The organism is Pseudomonas sp. CC11G (assembly GCF_056174845.1).
Window position 1 is genome coordinate 14854 of sequence record NZ_JBWBZC010000031.1, and the last position, 21165, is coordinate 36018.

Genomic DNA, 21165 nt, shown 5'->3' on the forward strand with positions numbered 1-21165 from the left:
GGTAAGCTGCACCGCTTCGCAGTGAGGTAGCACCATGCAACTCATCGACATTGGCGTCAATCTGACCCACGACAGCTTTGCCCAGAACTATGAAGCAGTGCTCGCCCGCGCGTATGAAGCTGGCGTGTGCCAGTTACTACTCACCGGCACCAGCCTGGAAGGCAGCGAAAAAGCCCTGGAGCTGTGCCGCCAAGCCGATGAATGCGGCAATCGCCTATTTAGCACCGCCGGGGTCCACCCGCACGACGCCAGCAGTTGGACCACCGCCAGCGCCGCACAACTACGCGCGCTATTAAAGGAAGAAACAGTGCGTGCCGTGGGCGAATGCGGGCTCGACTTCAACCGCGACTTCTCCCCGCGCCCGCTGCAGGAGAAAGCCCTGGAAGAACAACTGGCCCTGGCCGTGGACCTGCAAATGCCAGTGTTCCTGCATGAGCGGGACGCCAACCAGCGCCTGCTGGAAATTCTGCGCGACTACCGCGACCGTCTGCCTGCCGCCGTCGTGCATTGCTTTACTGGGGAAAAACGCGCGCTGTTCAGCTACCTGGATCTGGACCTGCATATCGGTATCACCGGCTGGATCTGCGACGAGCGCCGCGGCACGCATCTGCATCCGTTGGTGAAAGAGATTCCGGTCGGCCGGCTGATGCTGGAAAGCGATGCGCCGTACTTGCTGCCACGCACCCTTCGGCCGAAACCAAAGAATGGTCGCAACGAGCCGGCGTATTTGCCGGAGGTGCTGAATGAAGTGGCGAAGCATCGGCAGGAAACGCCAGAGCACCTGGCCGCACACACCACGGCGTGCGCGAGGGCGTTTTTCAACCTGCCCTCGCTGTGAATGGTTCGCTGACGGACAGCCTGCTTAAGCCGCCGGTACCGCGCGCACTTCAATCTGTAAACCGAGGCTGGTGCGCAGCGCATTGAAGATGGCTGCCAGGTTATCCATGTTCGGGTTGCCGGTGGGAGACAGCATGCGGTGCAGACTTTTGCTGCCTTTTTGGGTTTCGCACGCCAGTTGCTCAAAGCCGATGGTGGCGTTGACCAGGTCGCGAAGGATTAACCGCGCTACATCGGGCTCGCCATTGAGAAACAGCGAGGCCGCTTCATCAAGGAGCGATTTGGCGAACTCCGGTTCGCGGGCCACGCGTTCTACGATGGTTTGTTTGAAATCTCGGGTTAGCGCCATGACAGCGTCTCCTCTGGGTTAGCCGAACCGTTTGCCAGTTCGGCCTTACGCACTTTGTATTCAGCGAACAGGGCCTGCGCTTTGCGGATATCTGCAGGCTGAGTCGCCTTGGTGCCGCCGCCGAACAGGATGATCAATGTGTCGCCCTCTTTGGCCAGGTAGATGCGATAACCCGGCCCCCAATCGATTCGATACTCGCCTATCCCTGCAAACCACTTGATATTCGAGGTGTTGCCCAACTCCATCCGTAGCTGCGCCGTAGCGATCTTGGTTGCCGCTTGCACCGGCAATGCGTCAAACCACCGTTTGTAAGTGCTGGAATTATCCTTGCGTATGTACTCGACGACTCTAGGCATGGCAATAGTAACCTATGTGTTACCAAAAGGGGAAGCTGATAATCCATTTATCAGCTCGACCAGCATGCCGCGCGCACAGGAGCAGCCCTGCCAGCTGCGGTGCAGGGGAGTTTCGGATGGATCTGTTTTTCGACGGGGTACTAGAGAGGTAAAGGACAAAAAACAACGAGGCCTTTATTCTGACGTGCGCTCATCCATTGAACCGTTTGCAGGACGCCATGCTAGGACAGCTCATCAATCGATTTGGAACGACCCTCTACATTCAGCTTTGGGAGTCGAAGGTCAGAATCACCGATTTTTCCACCGGCATGCTTTTCGAAGACGAGCCGTGGCTTGTAATAAATAAAAAGACGAAAGCAATCAGCGGCATCGGCCGGGCGGCACTGGCGGTAATGAACCCTCAGGAAGAGGCCATCAACCCGTTTTCACACCCCCGCGTCCTGTTTGCCGACTTTCCATCAGGCCAAGCGCTGCTGAAGCTGGCAATCAAGAAGGTACTTCCCAAATCGCTATTCACCCCGGCGCCCTTCGTGATCATCCACCCAATGGAAAAGACCGAAGGCGGTCTTACCATCATTGAGCGCCGGGCGTTTCAGGAGTTGGGGGTGAGCGTAGGTGCCCGTGAAACGAGGGTGTATGAAGGCACGGATTTAGTGGCGACGCACTTCGACCTGAGCGCATTTAAAGCGGACAACCCTAGGGAATAAGCCATGACTCACGAGCTGGGCACCTTGCGCACCAAAGCACTCACCACCCCCCATTAATCTGCTCCGTCAACGGCATAGCCCCACCCAGCAAGAAGCTGCGCACGCCAATGCTGGCGGTCTGTGGGCAATAGAGGGAGCGGCAGTTGTCGCCTTGGTCTTCGGCAACCAGGCGGTCAGCCTGGGCGAAAATGCGCAGCACGCATTGGCTGCTTTGTTCCTGATAGAGGTAAACCCCAGGCCCCTGCTTTTTCGCCACCCCGCGCACACGGCAGGCCAGGTCGTCGCGGCCCGCGGCCCAGAGGGCGAACTTCAGGGTGCCATCAAGCAGGTTGATGACCTCGATGGAGTCCTGGCCGTTTATCCGGCGGCCATCCGGCACTTCCAGCCAGTCGGCGTGCGCCGGCATGACGATGTACATAGGCAGTACAAACAGCAGAAACAACGAAGCAACACGCGTGGTGTTCATGGCAGTTATTCCTAAAGCCAGGCAATCAGCCTAGCAGCACTTGCGCCATTCGCCCGGCGAACGCAAAACGCCGGCACCACTCAATAGGTGGCGCCGGCGCTTAGTCGTCCGCGGGGTGACGTCTATTTGCTCTTCTGGTACCAGCGTCGTTCAACGCCGCGAGTTGCGCAGCGGCGGCTTCGAGCTTGGCTTTCACAACCTGCAATTCATCGAACCGTTCAGCGATTACGCGTTTGGCCGGGCAACGGCCGCTCAGGCCACGAATCAGCACAACGCTGCCGAGGGCTGCACGCACAGCGCCAAGCAGGCCACCGTGACGCAGACCGGTACCCACCATGGCCACGCCACTGGTGATGCAGATTGCTCGTTCCCAACCTTGAACATTTTGCGGATGAGCTTCTAGCTCACGGGCCAACGCTTCAAAAGCGACCATTACGTTCTCCTTGTTTGCTTGGGTATAGGTAAACGACCTGCTGGCGCAGCGTACGTTCCCTATTTCACGCTCCGCTTTGCGTTACCGCGCATCCTGCGGTTGCGGCAATTCCGGGTTTTCGGTCGGCTCGCCACGTGGCAGTTCAGGCGGCACGTTGTCCGGAATTTCCGGTGGCTGCTCGTCAGGCACCTGGGCGTACAGCTCAGGCAGACACACCACAAATTCCTGACCGGCCAGGCGGTCGCTGAAAAAACTTTCCAACACTTTTGCTGATGCGTTCATGGTCGCCTCCTGGTCGCAACTATTCGGATTAAGTCGCAACTATCCGGGTTAAATCGAAATGCGGCGGCGGTTGAACAGGGTCTGCATGGCACGCAGGCTCAGTTCCTGACCGCTGTAAGTAGGCAGCTTGTGAGCAGTGCAATGGGCACTGGTGCCGCTCAACGCGTTATCGCGGATCAGCACTTCACGTTTAAGGCTCAGAATCTCGTCGTTTGCAGCCGCCTGGCTGTAACCGGCTTGGCCAGCAATCACCTTGATCAGCGATTCTTTGTTGGCGCCTTTGAGGGCCAATACAAACGTGCCATCCGGGCGCGGTTGCAGGGAAACGTCGTGGCCTGGGAAGGCGGATACATAGAGATCGGTAAGTGGTTGCATGGTCTGCTCCTGACAATTTTGTTTTTGCACAGGACAGAAATTGCAAGATGAACGCCAACCCAACCGATTACTTTTTATCTTTACTTTTCATATAGTTACAAAACCAACTGATCTCACGCCGATGGCAATCTGCACGAAGCACCCTAAACGCCATCATGCAACTTGCACGCTTCAAAGCCTGAACCCCTCTGCCCTGCCCCGGTCACTAAAAACACGCTTAGCAAACCGGGACCCGCCAATGCTCGACGAAATTCGCAGCTACATACCTGTCGCCGAACTGAAAACCCTGCTTGCCGCCGCCGTCACCGTTCTGGTGCTCATGATCGCCTCGCGGCTACTCACCAAGGTGTTGGAGCGCCTGGCGCGACCGGTGCCGTTCCTGCGGGAAATGGTCAGCCAGCTGCGCGCCCCGGTGTGCCTCTTGCTGCCGCTGCTGGGCCTGCAAACCGTTTGGACGGCCGCCGATGACAACCTGATGCTCATCGGCGCCCTGCGCCATGTCACCACGCTTGCCATCATCGGCACCTTTACCTGGCTGGGCCTGCGTGCGGTGGCTGCGGTGCAGGAGCTGATCCTGATCCACAACCCGGTAGACATCGCCGACAACCTGCGCGCCCGCCGCATCCAGACGCAAACCCGCGTACTGGTACGCACCCTGGGCTTCTTCGTGCTGCTTTTTGGACTGGCCACCATGCTGATGACCTTCCCCAGCGCCCGCCAATTCGGCGGCAGCTTGCTGGCCTCGGCGGGCGTGGCAGGTTTGGCCGTCGGTTTTGCCGCCAAGCCAGTGCTGGGCAACCTGATCGCCGGCTTGCAAATCGCCATCACCCAGCCGATTCGCCTGGACGACGTGGTGATCGTTGAAAACGAATGGGGCCGCATTGAAGAAATCACCGGCACTTACGTGGTGGTGCGCATCTGGGACGACCGCCGGCTGATCGTGCCGCTGCAATGGTTTATCGAAAACCCGTTTCAGAACTGGACCCGCGTGTCGTCATCGCTCACCGGCGCCATCACCTTCTGGGTCGATTACGCCATCCCGCTGGACCCGCTGCGCAAGGAACTCGAACGCCTGCTTCAAGAGGTGCCGCAACTGTGGGACGGCCGCGTCAGCGTGCTGCAAGTAGTGGAAACCAGCGACCGCGCCATCCAGCTACGGGTGTTGGTCAGCACCCGCGACTCCTCCAGCGGCTGGGACCTGCGCTGCTACATCCGCGAAAACCTGATCAACTTTATCAGCCACAAACACCCTGACTGCCTGCCGCAATTGCGCGCCGCCTTTCAGACCAGCCCGACCACCGAAGTGGTCAACCCACACCGCCACGAACCCATCGCCGAACCCGAACGCCAACCCCCTGTTTAATCCCCTGCCGCCCCTTGCGCCACCTGCGCCCGTTGCCTGCGCGACGGCAAAAAAAGTAGAAACTTTTTCGCAGACCGGCCAGTCAGCACTTAAGTAGGGGCAACGACCTGTTTCAAAGGGCCAATCCACTCCAACACAAATCAGATGTCGTATTGGCCCAGCCAATGCGCGGAGAAACTTACGCGGCTGCCTAAGCGAAACGCGCGCTGACCCAAGCGGGTCGCGCCATGGGAGGAAAGTATGGGAACTGCAATAGCGATGGACCGGCTGGACAATTTCGCTTCGATTGTCGCCCCAAAGGCTCAAACACCCGTGGAAACCCACACGCCTAAAACGATCTATCCCAATAAGAAAAAAATCCTCTTCGTGACGTCCGAGTTTGCCGACCTGATCAAGGTTGGCGGCTTGGGCGATGTGTCCGCTGCCCTGCCTCGCGCCCTGTCCGGCCAGCACGATATTCGCGTGCTCATCCCCGGTTACCCGCAAGTACTCAACAGCGGCAACCCGATGCGCGTGATCGGTGAAATTGCCGGCCATGCCGCGCTGCCGCCGTGCAAAGTCGGGCGTATGGAACTGTCGGACGGCCTGATCGTGTACGTGCTGCTCAGCCCTGAACTCTACGAGCGCGACGGCACGCCGTACGGCGACGAAAACAGCCGCGACTGGCCCGACAACCATATCCGCTTCGCCCGCCTGGGCCTGGCTGCGGCCGATATCGCCGCCGGCCACGCCAGCATGAGCTGGGTGCCAGACCTGGTGCATGCCAACGACTGGCCCACCGCTCTCACCCCGGCCTATATGAAATGGCAGAAGCAAAGCACGCCATGCGTGTTCACCATTCATAACCTTGCCTACCAAGGCATGATCGACAAGCACTGCAGCCCGGAACTCGGCCTGCCGCCCGAAGCACTGGGCCAGGAAGGCATGGAGTTCTACGGCCAGCTGTCGTTGCTCAAAGCCGGCATCACCTATGCCGACCACATCACCACCGTCAGCCACACCTACGCCGAAGAAATCACCACCGAAGCCTTTGGCTGCGGGATGCAAGGCATGCTGCAGGCCAAGACCCACGAGGGTCACCTGAGCGGCATCACCAACGGCATCGACGAAAGCTGGGACCCACGCACCGACCCGCACCTGGTTGCGCCTTTCAGCGTCACCAATCTGGGCGGCAAAAAACGCAACGCCGCCTATGTGGAACAGCTGTTCGGTCTGGACGTCGAAGACGGCCCGCTGTTCGCCGTGGTCTCGCGCCTGGTGCAACAAAAAGGCATCGATCTAACCCTGGAAGTGGTCGACACCATCGTCAACGGCGGCGGTCGTCTGGCCATCATCGGCCGTGGCGAACCGGAGCTGGAACAGGCTGTGCTGGAAATGGCCAAGCGCTACCCCGGCCGTGTCGGCGTGCGCGTCGGCTTCAACGAAACCGATGCCCGGCGCATGTTTGCCGGCAGTGATTTCCTGCTGATGCCGTCACGCTTCGAACCCTGCGGCCTGAGCCAGATGTACGCCCAGCGCTTTGGCTCGCTGCCAATCGCGCGCAAAACCGGCGGCCTGGCCGACACCATTGAAGATGGCGTGACCGGTTTTCTGTTCCGCCGCGCCACCAAAGACAGCTACGTGGACGCCGTGCAACGCGCCCTCAACGTCTTCAAATACCCCGACCTGCTCAACGCCATGCGCTACCGCGCCATGGCCTCGCCGCTGTACTGGAAACAGTCGGTGGAACCCTACGACCGCCTCTACAAAGAGCTGCTGCAACACCAAGCCGGTCGCGCGCGAGGCACCTACTGATGCCCACGCCGACCTTACGGCCGGCTCATGGCGCCCTCTACCTAGACGAGGGCAATACCCGTTTTGCCCTTTGGGCGCCTGACGCCACCAGTGTTGAAGTGGTGTTCGGCGACGGCCACACCCAGCCGTTGAACAAAGAGCAGGACGGCTGGTTTTGCCGTGAACTGCCCTGTCCGCTGGGCAGCGCCTATGCCTACCGCATCAACGAAGGGCAGCAGGTGCCCGACCCGGCTTCCCGCGCCCAGCAGAACGACGTGCACGGCTTCAGCCTGCTCACCTCGCCCGCCACCTACACCTGGAAACTCGAAGACTGGCGTGGCCGCCCGTGGCACGAAACCGTGCTCTATGAAGTGCACGTGGGCGTACTGGGCGGCTATGCCGGCGTGCAAGCGCGCCTGACCGATCTGGTCGAGTTGGGCATTACCGCCATCGAATTGATGCCGCTCAACCAATTCCCCGGCGAGCGCAACTGGGGTTACGACGGCGTTCTGCCCTTCGCCCCGCAAAATACCTACGGCACACCGGACCAATTGCGCGAGCTGATCGACACCGCCCACGGCCTGGGGCTGATGGTGTTTATCGACGTGGTCTACAACCACTTTGGCCCCGACGGCAATTACCTCGGCCTGTATGCCAAGGATTTCTTTCGCGACGACATCTCCACGCCCTGGGGCCCGGCCATCGATTTTCGCCGCCCCCAAGTGCGTGACTTTTTTATCGAAAACGCGCTGATGTGGGTGCAGGACTACCGCGTCGACGGCCTGCGTTTTGACGCCGTGCACGCCATCAGCGAGAAAGACTTTCTGGTGGAAATGGCCCAGCGCCTGCGCGCCGCCGTGCCGCTGGAGCGCCACCTGCACCTGGTGCTGGAAAACGAAGACAACAGCGCTGAACTGCTGCAAGCCGGTTTCGACGCCCAGTGGAACGACGACGGCCATAACGCCTTGCATGTGCTGCTCACCGACGAGCACGAGGGCTACTACCGGGATTACGCCCAGCAACCGACGGAAAAACTGTCGCGCTGCCTGCAAGAAGGCTTTGTGTACCAAGGCCAGGAAAACCGCCATGGCCACGCCCGTGGCGAACCCAGTGGGCATTTGCCGCCCACCGCGTTTGTACTGTTTTTGCAGAACCACGACCAGGTCGGCAACCGCGCCTTTGGCGAACGGCTCAGCTGCCTGTGCGACCCCGACGCGCTCAAGGCCGCCACAGTGCTGCTGTTGCTCTCGCCGATGATTCCGCTGCTGTTCATGGGCGAAGAATGGGGCTCGCGCCAGGCGTTTCTGTTCTTCACCGACCACCACGACGAATTGGGCGTGGCAGTGCGTGATGGCCGGCGCAACGAGTTCAAAGACTTCGCCGTGTTCCAGGACACCGCCATCCGCGACAGCATTCCCGACCCGAACAAACTCGGCACCTTCAATGCCTCGTTGCCCGACTACGCCCCGGATATCGACCCTACCCACCAGGCGTGGCGCATCTACTACCGAAAGCTGCTGGAACTGCGCCACGCGTTGATCGTGCCGCGCCTGCCCGGCAGCCAGTCCGGCCATGTACAGGTGCTCGGCGACAAAGCCGTGAGCGCCAACTGGACACTCGCCGACGGCAGCAAGCTGCGCATCGACATCAACCTGAGCGCCGACTCCGTGACCGCCCCGCCCTTGAGTTCGGCGGCACGGGTGATCTTTGGCAACCGTATTGACCTGCACGCCGCACAACAGGGCCTACGCGGGCCCTTCAGTGCCCTGGCATCTCTCGAGGAAAGCGCATGAGCGACGAACAACTGGCCAGGCTGGCCACCACGGCAGGTTTCAGTGTGGACTGGATCGACGCCAACGCCCGCCCGCAACGGGTAGCCGTCGACGCCCAGCGCGCCCTGCTGGAAAGCCTCGGCTACGCCGCCCAGAGCCCGCAACAAATCGCGGCCAGCCTGGCGCAGCTGAACCATCAACAGCAGCAACAACGCAGTCAACTCGACCCGCTGCTTACCCATGAAATGAATCGTCCGTTGTCGCTGGCCAGCGAGTTCAGCGCCAACACCCCGTTCCGCCTGCACCTCGAAGATGGCCAGCGAATCGATGGCCGTCTGGATGGCAACGGCAACCTGCCGCCCATCGCCCATTACGGCTACCACCGCCTGAAAATCGGCGAACGCCTGCTCACCATTGCCGTGGCGCCGCCCGCCTGCCTCACGGTGGAAGAACTGACCGATGGCCAGCGCAAACACATCTGGGGCCTGACCGCCCAGGTGTATTCGCTGCGACGCAACGGCGACGGCGGGCTCGGCGATATGCAAGCGCTCGCCGACCTCGCCCGCAGCGCCGCCCGCCATGGCGCCGACGCGCTGGCCATCAGCCCGCTGCACGCCATGTTCAGCGCCTGGCCGGGCCAGTACAGCCCCTACTCGCCCTCCAGCCGCTTGATGTTCAACGCCCAACACGCTGCGCCCGAGCTGCTGCTGGGCGAGGCTGCCGTGAACGATGCGCTGCAGATCTGCGGGCTGCAGGACAAGCGCGCGGAGCTCGAACGCCTGGACCTGATCGACTGGCCGGCCGTCAGCGACAGCCGCCAGCGCCTGTTGCGCCAGCTCTATCAAGCCTTTAGCGACCAGCACAATACGCTGACGCCCGACTTCGACAAGTTCTTGCTCTGCGGCGGCGACGCCTTGCTGCAGCACTGCCGGTTCGAGGCCTTGCAAGGATTTATGGTGCGCCACGAGCTTTCCGGCGACTGGCGCACCTGGCCCGAGCACTACCGCAACCCGCATCACCCCGACGTCGATCTGTTCGCCGCCGACCACGCCAAGGAAGTGGGTTACCACGCGTTTTGCCAATGGCTGATCGCTCGCGGCATGGGCCGCGCTCAGGCCGCCGCGTTGAATGCCGGAATGAAAGTGGGCCTGATCGCCGACTTGGCCGTGGGCGCCGATGGCGCCGGCAGCCAGGCCTGGTCGCGTCAGGACGAACTGCTGCAAAGCCTCACCGTCGGCGCGCCGCCCGATGTGCTCAATCGCCTGGGGCAGAGCTGGGGTATTTCCGCCTTCTCCCCGGATGGCCTGCGCCGTAACGGTTTCCGTGCCTTTATCGAAATGCTGCAAGCCAACCTCGCCCACGTCGGCGGCGTGCGCATTGACCATGTGATGGGGCTGCAACGCCTGTGGGTGATACCGCAAGGTGCCCCGCCACAAGCCGGTGCTTACTTGAATTACCCGCTGCAAGACATGCTGCGGCTGGTGGCACTGGAGTCGTGGCGCAACCGCGCGCTGGTGATCGGCGAAGACCTCGGCACCGTGCCCGAAGGCCTGCGCGAGGAACTGGCGCGCAGTCGTCTGCTGGGCATGCGCGTGCTGCTGTTCGAACAAAAGGACGGTGCCTTTATCCCCGCGCCGCACTGGCCTGCCGACGCCCTGGCGACCACCACCACCCACGACCTGCCCACCCTGCACGGCTGGATGCAAGGCCGCGATATCGAGTGGCGTGAAACGGCCGGGCATACGGACGAGGAACACAGCGCCAACGACCGCAGCCACCGGCACTGGGAAAAACACAGCCTGCATAAAGCCCTGCAGGACTGCGCCTTGCTGCCGATCCGCGACAACAGCATCACCGAGCAACTGGACGCCAGCGTGTCATTTCTCGGCAGTACGCCAGCCCCTCTGGTGCTGCTGCCGCTGGAAGACGCCATGGGCGAGTTCGAGCAACCCAACCTCCCCGGCCCGGGCGACATACACCCCAACTGGCGGCGGCGTTGGGCAGTCAACGCCAACGAAATGCTCGACCGGCCCGAACCTACCCAACGGCTGCAACGCCTTGACCAGGCCCGCCGCGCTCGCGACCACCTGGCGCCCACTGTGAGGGCCCGCCATGAGTAAGCCACTGCGTCCGCTGACGGCGACTGTCCGCCTGCAGTTTCATAAAGACTTCACCCTGAACGACGCCGTGCCGCTGGTGAGCTACTTCGCCAAGCTGGGCATCAGCCATGTGTACGCCTCGCCAATTCTCAAGGCGCGGCCTGGCTCCACCCATGGCTACGATGTGGTCGACCCCACTTGCATCAACCCCGAGCTAGGCGGCGAAGAAGCGTTGGTGCGCCTGGTGGGCGAGCTGCGCGCCCATGGTATGGGCCTGATTCTGGACATCGTCTCCAACCATATGGCCGTCGGCGGCGACGCCAATCCCTGGTGGCTCGACGTACTGGAATGGGGCCCCACCAGCCCCTACGCCAACTTCTTCGATATTCAGTGGCGCTCCCACGACCCGCTGATGGTCGGCCAGTTACTGGTGCCATTTCTGCGCAGCGACTACGGCGAGGTATTGGCCAATGGTGAAATTCTCCTCAAGTTCGAAGCCGAAACCGGCAGCCTTTACGCCCAGCACTACGAACACCGCTTTCCGCTTTTCCCGCCCACCTTCGCCGACATTCTGAAAACCAGCGACGAGCCAACGCTGCAAGCCTTTGCCGCACGCTTTGAAAGCCTGGACGTCGACCCGCTGGCCTGGCACAGCGCCCGGCAGATTCGTGCCGAACTGGCCGAAGTGGCGCAGGTGCCGGAGATAGGCTTGGCCCTGGCGGATGCGCTCAGCCATTTCGAAGTGGTGGCCGGGCATAACGACGACGAAGGCAGCTTTAAGCAGTCCGCCTTTGACAACCTGCACCAACTGCTGGAACGCCAGCACTACCGCCTGGCCAGCTGGCGCACCGCCGCCGACGACATCAACTGGCGGCGCTTTTTCGACATCAACGAACTGGGCGGCCTGAAGGTGGAGCGCAACCGCGTGTTCGAAGCCACCCACGGCAAGATTTTTCAGCTGATCCAGCAAGGCCTGGTGGACGGCCTGCGTATCGACCACGTCGACGGCCTGGCCAACCCCGGCACCTACTGCCGCAAACTGCGCCGTCGGGTAAATGGCTTGCTGGGCAAACGCCCCGAAGCGCTGCTCAACCAGCCCTTCCCGATTTACGTGGAAAAAATTCTCGGCGCTGGCGAGCAGTTGCCCGGCAACTGGTCGGTAGACGGCACCACCGGTTATGAATTTATGAACGAGGTGTCGCAGCTGCAGCACGACCCCATCGGCGAGCTGCAACTGGCTGCCCTGTGGGAGCAACGCAGCGGGCGCACCGCCAACTTTATGGATGAAGTGCGCGAGGCCCGGCAACTGGTGCTCAACGGCACCCTGGCCGGCGACCTGGAAGCCCTGGCGCAAGGTTTGCTGCTCGTAGCGCGCGACGATATCGCCACCCGCGACCTCACCCTAGGCTCCATCCGCCGCGCCCTGCTGGAACTCATCGTGCACTTTCCGGTGTACCGCACCTACGCCGGTGGCCATGGCCGCTCAGCGCAAGACCAGGTGTTTTTTCAGCAAGCCCTGGACGCTGCCCACGGCAGCCTCGGTGAAGCCGACTGGCCGCTGCTCGCCTACCTCGACCGCTGGCTCGGCGCCCAGCCGCTGCGCGATTTGCCGCCGGGCCCGGCGCGCAAACAGCGGCAGAAACTGCTGACCCGCTTCCAGCAACTCACCTCGCCGGCCGCCGCCAAAGCCGTGGAAGACACCGCCTGCTACCGCAGCGCGGTGCTGCTCTCACGCAACGATGTGGGCTTCGACCCGCAGCACTTCAGCGCGCCGCTCTCCGATATTCAGGCCATCTGGCAGCAGCGCCTGGAACACTTCCCCGACAACCTGCTGACCACCGCCACCCACGACCACAAACGCGGCGAAGACACCCGCGCCCGCCTGGCCGTGTTGAGCGAGCGCTCCACCTGGTTCGCCGAGCGTATTGACACCTGGTGGAGCATGGCCGCGCCGCTGCGTGAAGAGCTGGCCGACGGCATGGCCCCAAGCGCTGGCGATGAGCTGATGCTTTACCAGACCCTGCTCGGCAGCTGGCCATTGGGCCTGGCGGGCGACGACCAACCGCGGCTGGATGCCTACCTGCAACGCCTGCTCGGCTGGCAGGAAAAAGCCCTGCGCGAAGCAAAATTGCGCAGCAGCTGGAGCGCCAACAACGAACACTACGAGGGTGCCTGCCGGCGTTTTCTCGAAGGTCTACTGCAAAGCCCCGAGGCGCTGGAACTGCGCAGCGAAATCGCCGCCGCTGCCGATTCGCTGGCGCCCAGCGGCGCCTTGAACAGCCTGAGCCAAGCGCTGTTGCGCATGACCGCCCCGGGCGTACCCGACCTGTACCAAGGCAACGAGTTCTGGGACTACAGCCTGGTAGACCCGGACAACCGTCGCCCGGTGGATTTTGCCGCACGCCGCACCGCCCTCGAACATCCGCGCCCGCTTACCGAGCTGATCCACCACTGGCACGGCGGCCAACTCAAGCAATTGATGGTGCAGCGCACCCTGAACCTGCGCGCGGACCACCCACAGGTGTTCGCCCGTGGCCAGTTGCTGCCATTGCAGGTGGTCGGCAGCCAGGCCGCGCGTGTATTGGCCTTCGCCCGCCATCTGGACGACGAGCGTTTTGTCATCGTGCTGCTGCCGCGCCTGGCCGCCGGGTTACTCGACGGCAAAAAAACACCCCTGATTCCCGACAGCGCCTGGGGCGACACCCAGTTGCTGCTGCCGCCCCACCTTAGTCATCACACTCTGATCAGCGCCTTTACCGCCGGCAGCCATACGCCGGTAGACGGGCGCCTCGACCTTGCCCACCTACTGCGGGATTTCCCGGTCACCCTGCTGCACCCCTTTCAGGAGCCTCGGCCATGAGCATCGATGAAAAACGCGTCCGTGAATTCGCCTTTCAAATCTGGGAATCGGAAGGTAAACCCGACGGCCAGGCTGAACGCCATTGGCAAATGGCAATCAAGCTGGCGGCCTCCGAAGCCGGCGTGCCGGCCGCTAATAAAACAGTAAAAGGCAAAAGCCTGGTGGCGCCTAACCCAGCCATTCCGGCGGCCAAAAAACCGGCGAAAGCCAAAGCCGAAAAACCGGCCCTGCTTGAACCGAAAGTGAAAAAAACTCCGACCGAAAAGCCGGCGGCGTCATCCAAACCTCAAGCGGAAAAAAAGGCTCCGGCAGATAAACCCGCCGCGCCGAAAACCCCACCAGCGAAATCGCCCAGCGCCAAAACCGGCGCCCCGAAATCGCCAGCGGCGCCGCCCAAACCGACTGCTTCCAAGCCTCCGCTGCCGGCCAAGAAAAGCCCAGCCGACAGCAAGCCAGCAGCGAAAAAACCGGCCGCCAAACCGCCAAAAGCCTGACTCACAATTTGAGGAAAAGACCCAATGACCAAGCCGCATAAAACGCCGAACTCGGCACCGCAAGTCGTGCGGCAATCGCGCATCTCCGAAGGCCACCCGTTCCCACTGGGCGCCACCTGGGACGGCCTGGGGGTCAACTTTGCGCTGTTCTCCGCGCACGCCACCAAAGTGGAGTTGTGCCTGTTCGACAGCACCGGCGAAACCGAACTCGAACGTATCGTGCTGCCCGAATACACCGACGAAATCTGGCACGGCTACCTGCCCGATGCGCACCCCGGGCAAATTTACGGCTACCGCGTGTACGGCCCGTACGAGCCTTCCGCCGGGCACCGTTTCAACCCCAATAAACTGCTGATCGACCCCTACGCCAAGCAGTTGGTGGGCAAACTGAAATGGTCCGAATCGCTGTTCGGTTACACCATCGGCCACAAAGATGCCGACCTCAGTTTCGATAAGCGCGACAGCGCCAAATTCGTGCCGAAAAGCAAAGTGATCGACCCGGCCTTCACCTGGGGCGAGCGCCCCAATGTGCGCGTGCCGTGGGACAGCACCATCATCTACGAAGCCCACGTGCGCGGTACCAGCATGCGTCACCCCTCGGTGGCCGAAAACCTGCGCGGCACTTATGCCGGGCTGATGAACCCCGACCTGTTGCAACACATCAAAAAGCTCGGCGTTTCGACCATCGAGCTGCTGCCTATTCACGGGTTTGTCGACGACAAACACCTGCTCGAAAAAGGCATGAACAACTACTGGGGCTACAACAGCATCGCCTTCTTTGCGCCCCACGCCGGCTACTCCGCCAGCGGCCATATCAACGAATTCAAAGAGATGGTGGCGCACCTGCACGACGCCGGGCTCGAGGTGATTCTGGATGTGGTCTACAACCACACCGCCGAGGGCAATGAACTGGGCCCAACCCTGAGCATGCGCGGCATCGACAACGCCAGTTACTACCGCCTGCTGCCCAGCGACAAGCGCCACTACATCAACGATTCCGGCACCGGCAACACCCTGGATTTAAGCCACCCCTGTGTGCTGCAGATGGTTACCGACTCGCTGCGCTACTGGGCCACTGAAATGCGCGTGGACGGTTTCCGCTTCGACCTGGCGACCATCCTCGGCCGCTACGCCGACGGCTTCGACGAACGCCACAGCTTTCTGGTCGCCTGCCGCCAGGACCCGGTGCTGAGCAAAACCAAACTGATCGCCGAACCCTGGGACTGCGGCCCCGGCGGCTATCAAGTCGGTGGTTTTCCGCCGGGCTGGGTGGAATGGAACGACCGCTACCGCGACACCGTACGCGGCTTCTGGCGTGGCGACGAAGGCCAAGTGGCGGAACTCGCCAGCCGCCTTACGGCTTCGGGCGACTTGTTCAACCAGCGCGGCCGCCGGCCATTTGCCTCGGTGAACTTCATCACCGCCCACGACGGTTTTACCCTGCGTGACGTGGTGTCGTACGACCACAAGCACAACGACGCCAACGGTGAAGACAACCGCGACGGCAGCGACAACAACATCTCCTGGAACCACGGCGCCGAAGGCCCCACCGACGACCAGGAAATCCGCAGCCTGCGCCTGCGCCAGATGCGCAATATGCTCGGCACGCTGCTGCTGTCCCAGGGCACACCGATGATTGTCGCCGGCGACGAATTCAGTCGCACCCAGGGCGGCAACAACAACGTGTACTGCCAGGACAATGAAATCGGCTGGGTCGACTGGAACCTCGATGAAGAAGGCAAAAGCCTGCTGGACTTCACCCGCCGGGTAATCAGCCTGCGCAAGGCGTTCCCGATACTGCGCCGCGGACGTTTTCTGGTTGGCCAATACAACGAGGAGTTGGGCGTAAAAGACGTCACCTGGCTGTCGCCGTGCGGCAACGAGATGACCCCGGAACAGTGGGAAGACCCGCACGCTCGCTGCCTGGGCATGCTGATGGACGGCCGCGCACAACCCACCGGCATTCGCCGTAAAGGGGCGGACGCAACCTTGTTGCTGATCCTTAATTCGCACAGCGACGTGGTGAACTTTACCCTGCCGGAAGTCGCTGGCGGCACCGGTTGGACCTGCCTGCTGGACAGCAATCGGCCGGAAGACCACAGCAAGGAATCGTTTGAATTCGATGCCGAATTCACCGTCACCGGCCGTTCGCTTTTGCTGTTCGAGCTCCAGCGCGATACCAGTTCATAAAGAGCCAACGCGCATGAGGAGCACACAGCATGGAACGCCACTACAGCGATGCCGATCTGCAGACCTTTCTGCGCACGTTGACCGCACCGGTGCGCAAGCCCGGCGCGGTCCTTAGCCAACTCGTAAACGAAGGCCTGGACCGTCTGCCCTACCCGGGCAGCGGTGCCACCCTGCACCGCTGGCGCGGGTTGGCCAGCGTGGCGGCGGCTGACCTTAGCCTGTGCAAACTCTATGAAGGCCACACCGACGCCTTGGCGATCATCGCCGAGGTGCAGGCCGACTACACAATGCCGGCCGACAGCACCTGGGGCATGTGGGCCGCCGAACCGCCGCAAGCCAAAGTGCATATCAACGCACGCACTTCCGCCAAGGATGTGCGCCTGGATGGCCTGAAAGCCTGGTGTTCGGGTGCCAAGGAAATCAGCCACGCCTTGCTCACCTGCTGGGACGAAGAAGGCCAGCAGCAGTTGGTCGCCGTCGCTCTGCAACAACCGGGTATCGACGTCACCGACGAGGGTTGGAATGCCGTCGGCATGGCCGCCACCGCCAGCGTGGAGGTGCGCTTCGACCAGGCACGCGGCCACCTGATCGGCCCACCCGGCGCCTACCTGCAACGCCCGGGCTTCTGGCAAGGCGGCGCCGGCATTGGCGCCTGCTGGTTCGGTGCCGCGCAGGCCTTGGGTGAGGCACTGCGCACTCACTGTCATAAACGCGATGAGCCCCACGCACTGGCCCACCTGGGCGCACTGGATACGGCATTGAGTGCCGCCGCCGACAGCTTGCGTGCCGGCGCCGCGTGGATCGACGAACACCCCTATGCCAATGCCGAACGCCTGGTCCGGCGTCTGCGCAGCCAGTGTGAATTCGCCGCCGCGCAAGCCATTGAACACGTTGGCCGAGCCTTGGGCGCAGCGCCGTATTGTCGCGATGAAAAATTTGCACAACTGCTGGCAGACCTGCCGGTCTATGTAAGACAGAGCCATGCAGAACGCGACTTGGCCGCTCAAGGTGAGCGGGTTGCCGAAGAACCAGAAGGAAGCTGGATGCTATGAAACCGAACCTGATCAATAGCCAACTTATCGGCACACCCTGCTGGCCTGGAACCAATCCCGGTGCCTGAGCAACGTGCAGCCCATCGACATTGATCAGCTGATGCCGGCAGGTTCGCGCGCCGTGATTGTCGCCCCGCACCCCGACGACGAAGTACTGGGCTGCGGCGGGCTGATGCAGTTGCTCGCACGGCAGAACATTCCGCTGCTGCTGGTTTCCGTCACAGCGGGCACCGGCAGCAACATGGGCTCGCACTACTGGACGCCGCAGCGCCTGAGCATTGCCCGCCCCTTGGAAAGCGCTCAAGCACTACGCCGTTTGGGCCTCGACCAAAGCCAGTACAAATGGCTGCACGGCGGTTACCCCGACACGCAAGTGCACCTATTCGAAGACGAACTCACCCAGTTCCTCTTGAGCTATCTGCTGCCCAACGACGTGCTGTTCACCACCTGGCGCAGCGACGGCCATAGCGACCACGAAGCCACTGCCCGCGCCTGCCTCGCTGCGTGCGAACAGGCGCAGATACCCCTGCGTGAAATCCCCATCTGGGCCTGGCATTGGGCCGACCCGGAAGACGCCCGCATCCCGTGGGAGCGCGCGCGCAAACTACCCCTCGACACCTTTACCCAAGCGCGCAAACGCCACGCCATACAAGCCTTTGCCAGCCAGATTCATCCAGACCCGCAAGCCGACCTGCCACCCGTACTGCCCGCCTGCGCCCTCGAGCGCCTGCAGCAACCGTTTGAACTGATGTTTGTGTGAGGGCGAATCATGAGCGTGGCCGATAGCTACTTCGAAGGCATGTTCCGCGCGGACGCCGATCCCTGGGCGATGCGCACCCGCTGGTACGAGCGGCGCAAGCGCAACCTGACCCTGGCGTGTCTGCCGCAGCGCAAATATATGAGCGTGCTGGAGCTGGGCTGCGCCAACGGAGAGCTGAGCGCCAAACTGGCCAACCGCAGCGGGCAACTGCTGTGCTGCGACACCTCGGCCACCGCCATCGAGCTGGCTCAGGCGCGCCTCGCGCACCGCTCCAACGTGCAGTTCTGGCAAGGCCGTTTGCCCAAGGAATGGCCGCCCGGAAAATTCGATCTGATCGTGTTCAGCGAGTTGGGTTACTACCTCGACAGCACCGACCTCACCCAACTTATTTTCAGCATGCGTTACGCCCTCGCCCAGGGCGGCACTATCGCCGCCTGCCACTGGCGCCCACCTATCGACGGTTGCCCGCACACCGGCGACCAGGTGCACGACGAGCTTCACCACTTACTACGCATGCCGCGCCTGGTCTGGCACCAGGAAGCCGATTTACTGCTGGAAGTGTGGTGCGAAAACCCCACTTCGGTAGCTGAGCAAGAAGGCCTGATCAGGAGAGCAACATGATTGGTGTGATCATCCCGGTACACAACGAAGAAACCCTGCTGGGCGACTGCCTGGTAGCCGTACAACGCGCCGCCGCGCACCCGGCTCTGGATGGGGAAACCGTCCATATTCTGGTGGTGCTCGACAGCTGCACCGACGCCTCGGCGCAGATTGCCCTGGCCCATGGCGTGGCCTCGATTGCCGTGGATGCGCGCAATGTTGGCCAAGCGCGAGGAACGGGCGTGCGCCTGCTGGTCGACCAGGGCGCACGCTGGCTCGCCTGCACCGACGCCGACAGCCAGGTAGGCGAAGACTGGTTGGTGGCGCAGTTGCAGCAAAACACCGACATGGTGTGCGGCACCGTGCAGATCAACGACTGGGGCGATATTCCGGATGAAGTTCAGGCCGAGTACCAAGGCCGCTACCACGATGGCGATGGCCACCGGCATATCCACGGCGCCAACCTGGGATTCAGCGCCCTGGCCTATATTCGCGCCGGCGGGTTTCAGCCATTGGCCGTTGACGAAGACGTTGAACTCGTTTCGCGCTTTCAACAAAGCGGCGCGAGCATCGCTTGGACAGCGCTGCCGAAGGTGACCACCAGTGCACGTTTGGAGGTGCGGATGGTCGGTGGTTTTGCCGATTATTTGCGTACGTTGACGGGGGCGCAGCAGGTGCCGTTGTAACCCAAACGGATGCGTCCCCTCTCAGGCGGGACGCAACGATACCTAAGCGCTTTACCTTCAGAACCCGACTACATTGGTCGCGACTCATCAGCCCGACCTTAAGTAGCAAGTTGCCTCTTCCCACACCCTCGACTCCCCTCTCCGAGCAGCGTCCTACGTGCGCTATGCCGTCAGCTGTCAACGACCGCCGCTGAAGGCTTTGTTATAGACGTAATCCTCGCAAGACAACCTCCAGTGCTCCGAACATATACCCCAGATCTTGCAGGACTATTAATACACGCTCGCTAGAAATGCCCTACATCCCCAACGTTGGCCGCTCATTAAATTAGCGCCACTCCATACGGCCAAGCGCAACTCACTGAGTGCAGCCAATGTGGAGCCAACTTGAACTTAATTTTCTGGGATGTAACTCAAATGACCTTTCTGAAATCCACCCTGTTCGCGCTGATCGCTGCCGCTTCGCTTCAAGCTGTTGCAGCACCGGTCAGTCACACCATCTCCCTCGAAGCCAACGTTCCATCTTCTGACTTCTATGTCCTGCCAAAAGAATCGTCCTGGATCACCCAGACGCAAGTTCTTTCGTACAACCCCTATAGCGGCGACCTGTCCACCCTGACCAAACAATTTGATGTCAAAACACCGGTGGGTCTATTACCGGAAAATTGCTCACCCCGCCTCACTGACCAGTGCAACCGCGAGCATCCCGCTGACCGTTAAATTCAACAGCGTGAGCCTCTCCACCACTGATACATCGTGGTCACCAAAACCGCCGCAGCCGCGGCCTCTACCGTAAACCTGGAAATCATCCCGACTCGGCAGGGCGACTACACCCCAGGCAACTACAGCGGCACCGTGCAGCTGTCGTTTGATGCCTCCATCTAACTGAGCCAGGTAGACGCGCTTATCGCACAGGCGTGCGATAGGCGCGCCGCCACGCGTACTCCCCGCATTACCCAATTTTTTGCCCGCTTGCGCATCGCGCGAACAGGTCGTACCGCTTCGCTGAAAATTTGGTGCTCATCATGTCTCGGTTTACTCAATTAGTTGCCGCTGTCGCTGTCGCTGTATGCGCGGGGACGTCACCGCAGACTGTCGCAGCACCTTTGGCGTATTTAAGCGTGATGGCTCAAGCCCAAGGCTTGCCCCGAGAGTTTCAAGAGCACTTTTTCGATGTTCCCTTGGCCGTGCGTATCGTTTGGATCGTCAGGTGGTAGGCGAGGCTTTGGTCACACTCTCCAAGGATGAGCGCATCACCCTCGTCGAGTTTACCGACACGCACGACAGCGCCATCAGCAGCACCGAGCTCGATACCTGGCAGGCTGCACTTCAACAAGGTATTGCCCTCGGCCCTTGCCCGGATCACTGCGCCAACGGGCTGGTTGCCGCGCACTACAGCCTGGAAACTCCGAACTGTCTTTGCTCACCAACAACGCCGAGCGCGATGTTGCGGCAAGCAACTACCACCAGCCGCCGGAAGACGGCAGCACCGGTTTGATACTGCGTAACCAGATCAATCTTGCTGCGGTCAGGATCAGGACTCCTACGGACGTATCGCGTGGAAGGCCTGACAGCATCGGCAACTGGACGCAGACCTTTAGCGGCCAGGTGTCGCGAAACGACACGCCGGAAGAAAGCAGCAACTATCAGGTAAATGAACTGCCACACCCAGAAAGAGGTCGCAGGGTCACTTTCTGCGCCTGGCTATTTCACC

General features: G+C 61.6%; 21 protein-coding genes and 1 pseudogene. 16 read left to right on the plus strand and 6 right to left on the minus strand.

Annotated features, from left to right (window positions below):
- Positions 1-34: 34 nt before the first annotated feature.
- Positions 35-838 (plus strand): TatD family hydrolase, encoded by an 804-nt coding sequence (locus tag AC0V2S_RS24770; RefSeq protein ID WP_475512038.1) that lies wholly within the window; start codon positions 35-37, stop codon positions 836-838.
- Positions 839-862: 24 nt separating this feature from the next.
- Here the strand turns inward: AC0V2S_RS24770 and AC0V2S_RS24775 are convergent, their stop codons facing one another.
- Entirely contained in the window at positions 863-1186 is a 324-nt protein-coding gene (locus AC0V2S_RS24775) for a helix-turn-helix domain-containing transcriptional regulator (RefSeq protein WP_475512039.1), read from the minus strand.
- Entirely contained in the window at positions 1177-1542 is a 366-nt protein-coding gene (locus AC0V2S_RS24780; RefSeq protein WP_475512040.1) for a type II toxin-antitoxin system RelE/ParE family toxin, read from the minus strand. Before AC0V2S_RS24780 ends, AC0V2S_RS24775 begins: the two co-directional genes overlap by 10 nt.
- A gap of 197 nt (positions 1543-1739) precedes the next feature.
- Here AC0V2S_RS24780 and AC0V2S_RS24785 point away from each other — a divergent pair, with 197 nt between their 5' ends.
- Complete coding sequence (locus AC0V2S_RS24785) at positions 1740-2249, plus strand: rod shape-determining protein (RefSeq protein WP_475512041.1); 510 nt, start codon at positions 1740-1742, stop codon at positions 2247-2249.
- A gap of 40 nt (positions 2250-2289) precedes the next feature.
- Here AC0V2S_RS24785 and AC0V2S_RS24790 read toward each other — a convergent pair whose 3' ends face one another.
- The 4 genes from AC0V2S_RS24790 to AC0V2S_RS24805 all read right to left on the minus strand — a co-directional run bounded on the left by AC0V2S_RS24790 (position 2290) and on the right by AC0V2S_RS24805 (position 3805).
- On the minus strand, positions 2290-2715 hold the full coding sequence (locus tag AC0V2S_RS24790) for a hypothetical protein (protein WP_475512042.1): 426 nt from the start codon (positions 2713-2715) through the stop codon (positions 2290-2292).
- A 100-nt stretch (positions 2716-2815) separates the two neighbouring features.
- Positions 2816-3148, minus strand: coding sequence for a YgaP family membrane protein (locus AC0V2S_RS24795; protein WP_475512043.1), 333 nt, complete (start codon positions 3146-3148; stop codon positions 2816-2818).
- An 81-nt stretch (positions 3149-3229) separates the two neighbouring features.
- Complete coding sequence (locus AC0V2S_RS24800; RefSeq protein WP_475512044.1) at positions 3230-3430, minus strand: hypothetical protein; 201 nt, start codon at positions 3428-3430, stop codon at positions 3230-3232.
- A 48-nt stretch (positions 3431-3478) separates the two neighbouring features.
- Positions 3479-3805, minus strand: coding sequence for a hypothetical protein (locus tag AC0V2S_RS24805; RefSeq protein ID WP_475512045.1), 327 nt, complete (start codon positions 3803-3805; stop codon positions 3479-3481).
- A gap of 238 nt (positions 3806-4043) precedes the next feature.
- On the opposite strand from AC0V2S_RS24805, the gene AC0V2S_RS24810 reads away from it, so the two are divergent.
- The 14 genes and pseudogenes from AC0V2S_RS24810 to AC0V2S_RS24875 form a co-directional block, all read left to right on the plus strand.
- Entirely contained in the window at positions 4044-5168 is a 1125-nt protein-coding gene (locus AC0V2S_RS24810; RefSeq protein WP_475512046.1) for a mechanosensitive ion channel family protein, read from the plus strand.
- Between the two features lie 258 nt (positions 5169-5426).
- The gene (gene glgA / locus AC0V2S_RS24815; protein WP_475512057.1) at positions 5427-6962 is read left to right on the plus strand and encodes a glycogen synthase GlgA; all 1536 of its coding nucleotides are present in this window, start codon (positions 5427-5429) and stop codon (positions 6960-6962) included.
- Complete coding sequence (gene treZ, locus AC0V2S_RS24820) at positions 6962-8734, plus strand: malto-oligosyltrehalose trehalohydrolase (protein ID WP_475512047.1); 1773 nt, start codon at positions 6962-6964, stop codon at positions 8732-8734. The genes glgA and treZ overlap by 1 nt, the downstream gene beginning before the upstream one ends.
- Entirely contained in the window at positions 8731-10833 is a 2103-nt protein-coding gene (gene malQ, locus AC0V2S_RS24825) for a 4-alpha-glucanotransferase (protein ID WP_475512048.1), read from the plus strand. Before treZ ends, malQ begins: the two co-directional genes overlap by 4 nt.
- A 4-nt stretch (positions 10834-10837) precedes the next feature.
- Entirely contained in the window at positions 10838-13672 is a 2835-nt protein-coding gene (locus AC0V2S_RS24830; protein WP_475512058.1) for a malto-oligosyltrehalose synthase, read from the plus strand.
- Positions 13669-14166 carry a DUF2934 domain-containing protein gene (locus AC0V2S_RS24835; RefSeq protein WP_475512049.1) on the plus strand — a complete coding sequence of 166 codons (498 nt, stop codon included), beginning with the start codon at positions 13669-13671 and terminating at the stop codon, positions 14164-14166. Before AC0V2S_RS24830 ends, AC0V2S_RS24835 begins: the two co-directional genes overlap by 4 nt.
- A 24-nt stretch (positions 14167-14190) precedes the next feature.
- Positions 14191-16356 carry a glycogen debranching protein GlgX gene (gene glgX, locus AC0V2S_RS24840; protein WP_475512050.1) on the plus strand — a complete coding sequence of 722 codons (2166 nt, stop codon included), beginning with the start codon at positions 14191-14193 and terminating at the stop codon, positions 16354-16356.
- Positions 16357-16385: 29 nt separating this feature from the next.
- Positions 16386-17408 carry an acyl-CoA dehydrogenase gene (locus tag AC0V2S_RS24845; RefSeq protein ID WP_475512051.1) on the plus strand — a complete coding sequence of 341 codons (1023 nt, stop codon included), beginning with the start codon at positions 16386-16388 and terminating at the stop codon, positions 17406-17408.
- Between the two features lie 73 nt (positions 17409-17481).
- Entirely contained in the window at positions 17482-18168 is a 687-nt protein-coding gene (locus AC0V2S_RS24850) for a PIG-L deacetylase family protein (protein ID WP_475512052.1), read from the plus strand.
- A 9-nt stretch (positions 18169-18177) separates the two neighbouring features.
- Positions 18178-18789 (plus strand): class I SAM-dependent DNA methyltransferase, encoded by a 612-nt coding sequence (locus AC0V2S_RS24855; RefSeq protein ID WP_475512053.1) that lies wholly within the window; start codon positions 18178-18180, stop codon positions 18787-18789.
- Positions 18786-19454 (plus strand): glycosyltransferase family 2 protein, encoded by a 669-nt coding sequence (locus tag AC0V2S_RS24860; protein ID WP_475512054.1) that lies wholly within the window; start codon positions 18786-18788, stop codon positions 19452-19454. The genes AC0V2S_RS24855 and AC0V2S_RS24860 overlap by 4 nt, the downstream gene beginning before the upstream one ends.
- Before the next feature lie 384 nt (positions 19455-19838).
- A complete protein-coding gene (locus AC0V2S_RS24865) occupies positions 19839-20171 on the plus strand; it encodes a hypothetical protein (protein WP_475512055.1) in 333 nt (110 codons plus the stop codon).
- A gap of 36 nt (positions 20172-20207) precedes the next feature.
- Complete coding sequence (locus tag AC0V2S_RS24870) at positions 20208-20336, plus strand: hypothetical protein (RefSeq protein ID WP_475512056.1); 129 nt, start codon at positions 20208-20210, stop codon at positions 20334-20336.
- 534 nt (positions 20337-20870) lie between these two features.
- Positions 20871-21165: pseudogene (locus AC0V2S_RS24875) on the plus strand (hypothetical protein); the annotation flags it as partial.